General features: G+C 38.2%; 5 protein-coding genes. All 5 read right to left on the minus strand.

What is annotated here, in order from left to right:
* A partial coding sequence (locus tag Q8907_10330; GenBank protein ID MDP4274663.1) for a two-component regulator propeller domain-containing protein occupies positions 1–2,306 on the minus strand: 2,306 nt, incomplete at its 3' end.
* A 140-nt stretch (positions 2,307–2,446) separates the two neighbouring features.
* A complete protein-coding gene (locus tag Q8907_10335; protein ID MDP4274664.1) occupies positions 2,447–3,610 on the minus strand; it encodes an ABC transporter substrate-binding protein in 1,164 nt (387 codons plus the stop codon).
* A gap of 54 nt (positions 3,611–3,664) precedes the next feature.
* Positions 3,665–5,827, minus strand: coding sequence for a T9SS type A sorting domain-containing protein (locus Q8907_10340; protein MDP4274665.1), 2,163 nt, complete (start codon positions 5,825–5,827; stop codon positions 3,665–3,667).
* A 104-nt stretch (positions 5,828–5,931) separates the two neighbouring features.
* Positions 5,932–7,017 (minus strand): hypothetical protein, encoded by a 1,086-nt coding sequence (locus Q8907_10345; GenBank protein ID MDP4274666.1) that lies wholly within the window; start codon positions 7,015–7,017, stop codon positions 5,932–5,934.
* Positions 7,018–7,123: 106 nt separating this feature from the next.
* Positions 7,124–7,464: TonB-dependent receptor (locus Q8907_10350; GenBank protein MDP4274667.1), on the minus strand; the 341-nt coding region annotated here is incomplete at its 5' end.

A 7,464-nucleotide genomic window follows, 5' to 3' on the forward strand; every position in this document is an offset into this window, starting at 1 on the left:
AAACCTTCCAAATGATAAGCGTATTGGTTTTTCTCGGGAAAAACGTTATTCATTGCCGAGAAATCAAAGGAAACATCATTATCCTTGTAAGAAAGTACAATTTTCTGAGTATAGGCAATGGATTTTTGCAATACCAGTTTATGCCCATCCCCAACACCTACCGGTACAGAAATATTTTTAATCTTGAAATCAGTGACCACAGGTATGGGCATTTGCATACTTTTATGCAAATCGGAAGGTTTAAAAGCAGTTAATCCATTAATACTGCCGAAATACATTTTGCCCTCCGGATTTTTGAAACAGGAAGTCCAATAAAACTGATTGCTCTGCAACCCGTCGTTTACGTAATAATTTCTAAACGACCGGGTTTTAGGAGAATATTTTGACAGACCATTGTCTGTACTAAACCAAATGTCACCTTGATCATCCTCTAAAATTCCATAAACGACATTATTGGCGAGGCCATTATTCTCAGTATAATTGACAAAGTATTTCTTATGATCTTTACCATAAACCAATTTATCCACCCCATTTCCATAAGTTCCAAACCATAAGTTCCCCTTACTATCCTCGGCAATAGAAATTACATAATTTCCACTCAGGCTAAATTTATCAGAATAATTATTTGAGTAATAAACAGTTTTAATTTTTGCATTGTTATAATTAAAAGTAAAAATATATTTAGCCGGAATTTCATAGAGTCCAAATTTAGTCCCTACCCATAAATTCCCTTCCTTGTCTTGCTTAAGACAACCCACCTCATTAAAAGCCGGTATCCCCGCCTTATTATTAAAAGGATGAACAAAACGTTTGTTTTTACGGTCAAAAATATCCAGCCCTCCCTGGGTGCCCACCCATAAATTTCCGTATCTGTCCTCCATAATGGAAGAAACGAAATTATTGATCAGGCTGGAACGGTTATTTTCATTATGCTGATAGGAAATAAAAGAACCATTTCGTTTTTTTAGATCAACGATCTTATTCAAACCCTCGCCCCACGTGCCAAGCCAGGTATTTCCCTCAGAATCACGAAAAATAGCAGTAATAAAATTACTGCTGATTGAATTAGCCTGATGTGGCAAATGCACATAATGCCTGAATAATCTTTCCTGTTTATCGTATAAATTTAATCCCCCACCTGCAGTTCCTATCCACAAAAAGTTATGATCTTCAAAAATTGAATTAATCGTATTATGGCTTAAACTGTTATTATCAGAAGGATTATTCCTGTAATATTCAAATTTCTTCTGATAAATATTATATTTATTAACTCCGCCTTTATCAGTTCCTATCCAAATTATGCCATCCCTGTCGCTGAATAAACAATTTATAAAATCATTATTTAAACTATTGACATCATCCAAACTGTGCTTATAACCCGTGAAATTATTCTGCTTCCGGTTAAACTTGCAGATGCCGCCTAATGTCCCGACGATAAGATCACCTTCTTTGTCCTCAATAATGCTGGTAACCGTATTGTGAAACAAACTGTATTTATTATCCGGGTTATTGAAATATCTTGTAAACTGATCCGAAAAAATACTTTTTTTGTTTAATCCATACATGGTTCCTACCCACAGAATCCCCTTTTTATCCTGATAAAGGCTTAAAATCTGATTATTGGAAATTGAAGTGCGGATTCCTGAGGTCTGGAAAATTTTCACAGATTCGTTCCATGGATTAAACCGGCACAACCCCTGACTTGTACCTATCCAAATATTTCCTAATTTATCCTCTAAAATTGCTGATACCTGGTTACCGGGGAAAGTGCTCTTTATTCCGGGAGACATAGAATAATGTTTAAACCTGATATATTTTTGTTCGTCTGAACTATATACCAATTTATCTACTCCCCGGTCGTCTGTACCAATCCATAAATTACCCAGGTGATCCTGAATAATACAATTAATTTTAAGGCTTGAGATTGAATTATTTGAATGCGGATTATACCTGTAATGTTCTATGGTTTCTTTGTCAAGGACAAACTTGTCAAGGCCATTGTTCGTAGCAATCCATAAATTTCCCAATCTATCCTGGCACAAGGAATGGATAAAATTTCCAGATAAGCTGTTTCTATCATTAGAATTACTTTTATATACCTTGAAATTATAACCATCATATCTATCCAGGCCATTCCAGGTTCCAAACCACATAAAACCTTTTCTATCCTGAAGGATGCAACGGATAGTATTTTGAGAAAGGCCATCATCACTGGTAATATGTTGAAATCTATTATTTACCATCTGGGCATAGCCAAAGACCATGCCCAGAAAAAGAGCAATAAAGAAAGTAGTAATCTTTTTCACAGTTAAGGTTCTAATAGGTCAATAAACAAATATAGCAACAAAATTTTGTTTATAGTATAACCTTTAGAAGGTACCGCGATAATTAAAAAAATAGGTCAAAAAAAGAGTTTTGTTTTTATTTCTGACCTACTTTTTGCAAATTATTTCAACTGCTTGTAATAGACCAATGAATATCCCGGCAACAATTCCGGATGGAATATTTTGATCAGATCTTTCAGGATTACCTGGGGATGTATGATTCCGGACTCCCAATAATCATTGCCGCCATTTACATTAAGAATAGCATTATTATTGAATACCCTGTCATAATGGGCAGCTTTGAAATTTTCCAAACGGGGGTCCACAGACAATATTTCATTCAATGAATTTGCCGCACCTGAATTTATCCAGTAATCAGCATGAGAAGCTTTGTTATAAACAGTTTCTATATCAAGTGGAAAACTTTCGCGGGAAGGATTGTCACTCCACAAATAATTTGCCCCTGCATCACGGATAAGAGTAGCCAGATATGAGTCTCCGCCAGGAACATACCATTTGTCTTTCCAGGGCAGACCGCACAAAACAGTTGGACTGGTTTTAGCCTCCCTGGCAATACCTGCAAGTTGGATGTACTCCTTTTCAATTGATTTGAACTGTCTATCGGCCTTTATTTCCTCATCATAAAAAGCCGACATGAATTTTACCCATTCGGCTTTGGCCAGCGGACTACTCTCCAGATATTCGGCATTAAAAACCACTTTGATGCCCAGTTCGTGAAATTTATTCACATAATTCAAAATGTCGCCGCCGACACCATAAGTCATCACCAGATCCGGCTTCAGGCTTAATATCCGCTCGTAGTTCAGGCTCTGTTCGTAACCTACATCAGGGATCTGCCCATGGTCTATCCGGTATCTTAATTTTTGATTGTTCACAAGATTAGTACCTGAAATACCCACAATGGTGCTAGTTTTATCAATTAAATCGATAAGGCCAATATGAGTGGTCGACATGCAGACAATTCGCTGCACCGGAGTCCTGATGATTTCAGCATCTCCGAAATTTTCCTTGATATTTTTCCCCTTGGGTATTAAAATATATTTATAATGCATGCCCTGAGCCGACTGCCAGGGATTAAACACTTCCAATACTTTATAATCCTTATGGTACTCCAGGGTAAATCCTTTTGCATATTTCACAGATATGAGAGGATGAAGGGTCGCTTCATTCAGGTTAGAACCTGTTTTGTGCTGCCTGCATGAACAGGTAAGAAATAAAAAAAGACAAAAAGGGAGAACAATTAAAATTCGTTTTTTTAATCTCATTGAAAATAAATTCATTTTATTAATTAGCTATATGGCCAAATCGGGAAACATGACTTATTTGATCACGGAAATTTTACGAATAAGTTGTTTGTTACCCGAATTAACTTTTAACACGTAAAAGCCGTTTTTTATCCGGCTCAAATCGAGGAGGATGGTCCTAGTACCGCCTGGTTCAACCTCAGAAGAAACCATTTTACCGGTGATATCAAACAACCTGAGGGTTATATCGGTATTTGAAGTTTCAGCTATATTTACATAAAGATAATCTTTTGCAGGGACAGGAAATATGGAAGCTGCCAGTTCAATTTGCGATACCGCAGTTTCAGTGGTTGATTTCTTTGAGGAACAATCTACGGTCTTTAAATCAAGTGCAGTATTGAATCCATTGTTCATATCCTTGAAGGCTTTCCAACCGGTAGAACTATAGACATAGGCTGAGTTTAAACCCGTACTGCCCCTGTCTTTGGCCTGATATAAGGAGAAAGTATCCTTATAATTGTAATTTATTTCGTAACCAACGTAAAAATCGCCCTGGACTGTCACAACGGAATTAAACTCCACAAAATTATCCCCGGGATATTTCATGTTTTCCAGGGGAACTGTAACCGAAGCCAATTCACTCCCCGGGACATTGCCTCCTGCCCATAGTTTCACATCAATTGATGAATAGGCATACTGCCAGGCAGCTTTTGCAACATTTAAAAAGACACCGGTTATGTTTGATGAAGAAAATCCGGATATTTTTTCTGCGAAGCGGCTATATTTACCGGAGTTATGTCCCGTCCAGCTTCCCCATCCTCCGGAGAAAGGATAAACCGTAACTTCTTCCCCTGACTGAATATTAGTAACAGTATCGCATTGCTGTTTAAAAGCAGAATATGGATCAAGCCCGCCAATCTGTGTCACTCCGGTCGAGTTCGCATCCAGCCAGGCAGCAAGCTGGGACGAAGAAGCTGAATAATCGCTCCATGCACGGCTGAATTTTGAATAATAATCTTTATCAGGACTTGTACAATTAGCATCACCTCCGGTAAGAACGCCAACTATTTTATGGTTCTGATCAAACAATGGTCCTCCTGAAGATCCGCCCTCTGTACTGCCCATATTATAATGAGCTACAAACCAGTGTGAATTCTGGTCATAAGTATCCCCAAAATTCCCGGTTATTAAGGGGTTATTGTCAAATGAAATTTTTTTCACATCTCCTTCCGGATGATGAATGATAGTCCCTGACTGGGGTGCAGTAGTATCCCTGTTCCACCCTGCAAAATAGGGATGGTACGAAAAGGGAGGAACAGTGCTCAGTTCAACCAGGGCAAAATCAATTTTATCGGTTGTGGCCAATAATTTTGCTCCGGTCAGAGATTTTGTGGTAACGCCATCAGGCCCTCCGCAATAAGGGCTCTCGTATTCAAAGGCCATCAGCAAGGTAGATGCTTTATCATTAGTATCCACGCAATGGTTGGCTGTAAGCAGGTATGGCTTTCCATCTCCCGAAGCATCGTTAAGAAGTACCCCTGTACACAGGGTATTGCCATTGATGATTAACCTGCATACTGAATTTCTTTCATTTTGCCAGTTTTTGCCGGCATCACATGAAACATCAACCTGACAACTGCCCGAACGGCCATAGTTTCCGTCCTTTAAGGATACATGCCTGAAAATATTTTTGTAATCATGAGCAACCTGTCCAATGCTCAACTTACCGTTATTATTACAGGTCGACGGCACGAAGTATTCAACCACCAGATCATCTCCCCGTATTGGAGATACAGGAAGAATATGCGAATCACTATTATTCTTTTCAGTAAATGCCCCAAGTATCTGGGTTCTTTTCTCATCATACACAAAAACCCTTGCCCCTACGGGAAGTTCAAAATCATTAAAAATAACATTCAATGAATGAGCCCCTTTGGAACGCAACTCAATCTGCCATATCTTATCTCCATTGGCTAAGGTTCTCCATGCTCCCGAGTTGACTGTATTATAATTCACTGTAAAAGTTTTGGCAAACCTGAATGGCTTTTGCCTGTTGGCTTTTATTTCATTATCTTCCCTTATAAGGGCAAGAGTATCCACTTGGGGTAGATCAATCAGGGTAACAGCCGATTTTAAATTGTACTTAAAACTTTCAGGTATACCGCCATAACTGATCTGCCCGAATAAAGGGAATGCCAGATTAAACAAAAAAAAGAAAATGACGGTTGACTGTTTCATTTAATATTTTATGGTTCCTAATATGCTTCAAAAATTATACCAGCAAGTAAATATAGGCAGTTTTTTCAAAACACCGGAAATTATTAAAATAACATAGATGAGGCTTAATTATTAAAAGTTACCCCGTTTGGTCCGATACCTGTATCAAAAGAAGTTTTGAGTACTCCACTTTTGTTGAACACGTATGCTTTTCCATTTGCAGCATAGCTGGTAACCTGTAAAACATAAATATCACCATTTGCAGGATTAACCCCGACTGTGCCAGGTTCAAAAGAATAAGAAGTAGTTGAAGTTGAAATAAAAGGCTTGGACGGGATTGTGGTTGAAGAAACCGGCATCTGATAAATACCATCTTTTTCAGCAAAATAAACCGTTTTCTTATCCTGACTTATGGCAATGGAAACAGGATTAAAACCATCACCGGTATGGCCGATTACAAAGGATTTAGAAATCTGATTATTTGTAAGGCATACCAGTTTTGAATCAGTTTCATCGATAATTTTAGTCCAGGAGGCATCATATACCACCTTGCCCTCGCATAAAACCCAGACATTATTGTTGGCATCAGCCACGAGATTTACGGTTCCATCACTTAACGTGATGGTTTTTACAACTTTATCGGTTGACATATCTATTACTGAAACGGTATTGTCATTGCCATAATTTCCATTTGCCACATAAACGTAATTGCCAACCCGGATCAGGTTTTCAGGTTCAACACCAACAGCAATGGTATTCGTAATTTTATAATTCTTAAGATCCACAACATAAACACCGCCGTAAATTCCATTGGTCAGATAACCTTTGGTACTATCTACAGGAAGGAAATAACGGGGATAAGTTGCAGCTACTACTCCGAGGGTCCTGAAACTCTTCATGTCCAGCACCTCAAGTTTGCCTGAATTATTAACAGCCAGAAATCCCTTGTTGCCATAAACACAGAATGACTGGACCACATCACCGGCCTGGCGTCCATTGGCCTGATAATAAAGATTTGAGGTTACTTTGTCTGAATCGGAATTAAAATAAGTTACCGAACCATTACCGGCGCCATAAAGTCCTTCATTTGAAATAAAAGCACCATGAAGCAATCCGGCAGTCAACTGGTCATTGTTATTTTCCTTCTGGCAGGAAATAAAAAGAAACGGAATTAAAATGACACCTGTTAAAATTTGTTTAAATCTATTCATTTGAGTTAAATTTTATGGCTTTTACCCTATCTTTTGCTTCAAAGACATATCAATCGCCCCATTACGCAGTGAAAATTAATAAAGGAAGATAAAATAAAAGCAATGATTAATATTTGCGTTTATCTATTCCTAAATTCAAGCTTACGTAATATGTCCTTCCCGGCATAGCGTATCCGGGCATCAATTGATATTGCTGGTCAAATAAGTTGGATACTTTAAACTGAAGTCCTCCGTCTACGCCCCGGATTTTAAACGTATAACCCGCATATACATTGGAACAGATAAAAGAAGACATACGGTTGTAGATATCGTTATTCTCTGAAGAATAACGCTGGCCAGTGTATCCGGCAGAATAAGCAAGATAAAACTGCCTGTAACTTAAATTCATATAGGCTTTTGCAGTCTGCACAGGTACATAAATGATCTGTTTCCCAATGATTTCGCTTT

The sequence above is a fragment of the Bacteroidota bacterium genome (genome assembly GCA_030706565.1).
Taxonomy (GTDB): domain Bacteria; phylum Bacteroidota; class Bacteroidia; order Bacteroidales; family JAUZOH01; genus JAUZOH01.

What these genes read in the sequence shown, in the direction of transcription:
- Q8907_10335 (MDP4274664.1), bottom strand. Translation starts at nt 3,610, where the DNA reads ATGAGATTAAAAAAACGAATTTTAATTGTTCTCCCTTTTTGTCTTTTT.
- Q8907_10340 (MDP4274665.1), bottom strand. Translation starts at nt 5,827, where the DNA reads ATGAAACAGTCAACCGTCATTTTCTTTTTTTTGTTTAATCTGGCATTC.
- Q8907_10345 (MDP4274666.1), bottom strand. Translation starts at nt 7,017, where the DNA reads ATGAATAGATTTAAACAAATTTTAACAGGTGTCATTTTAATTCCGTTT.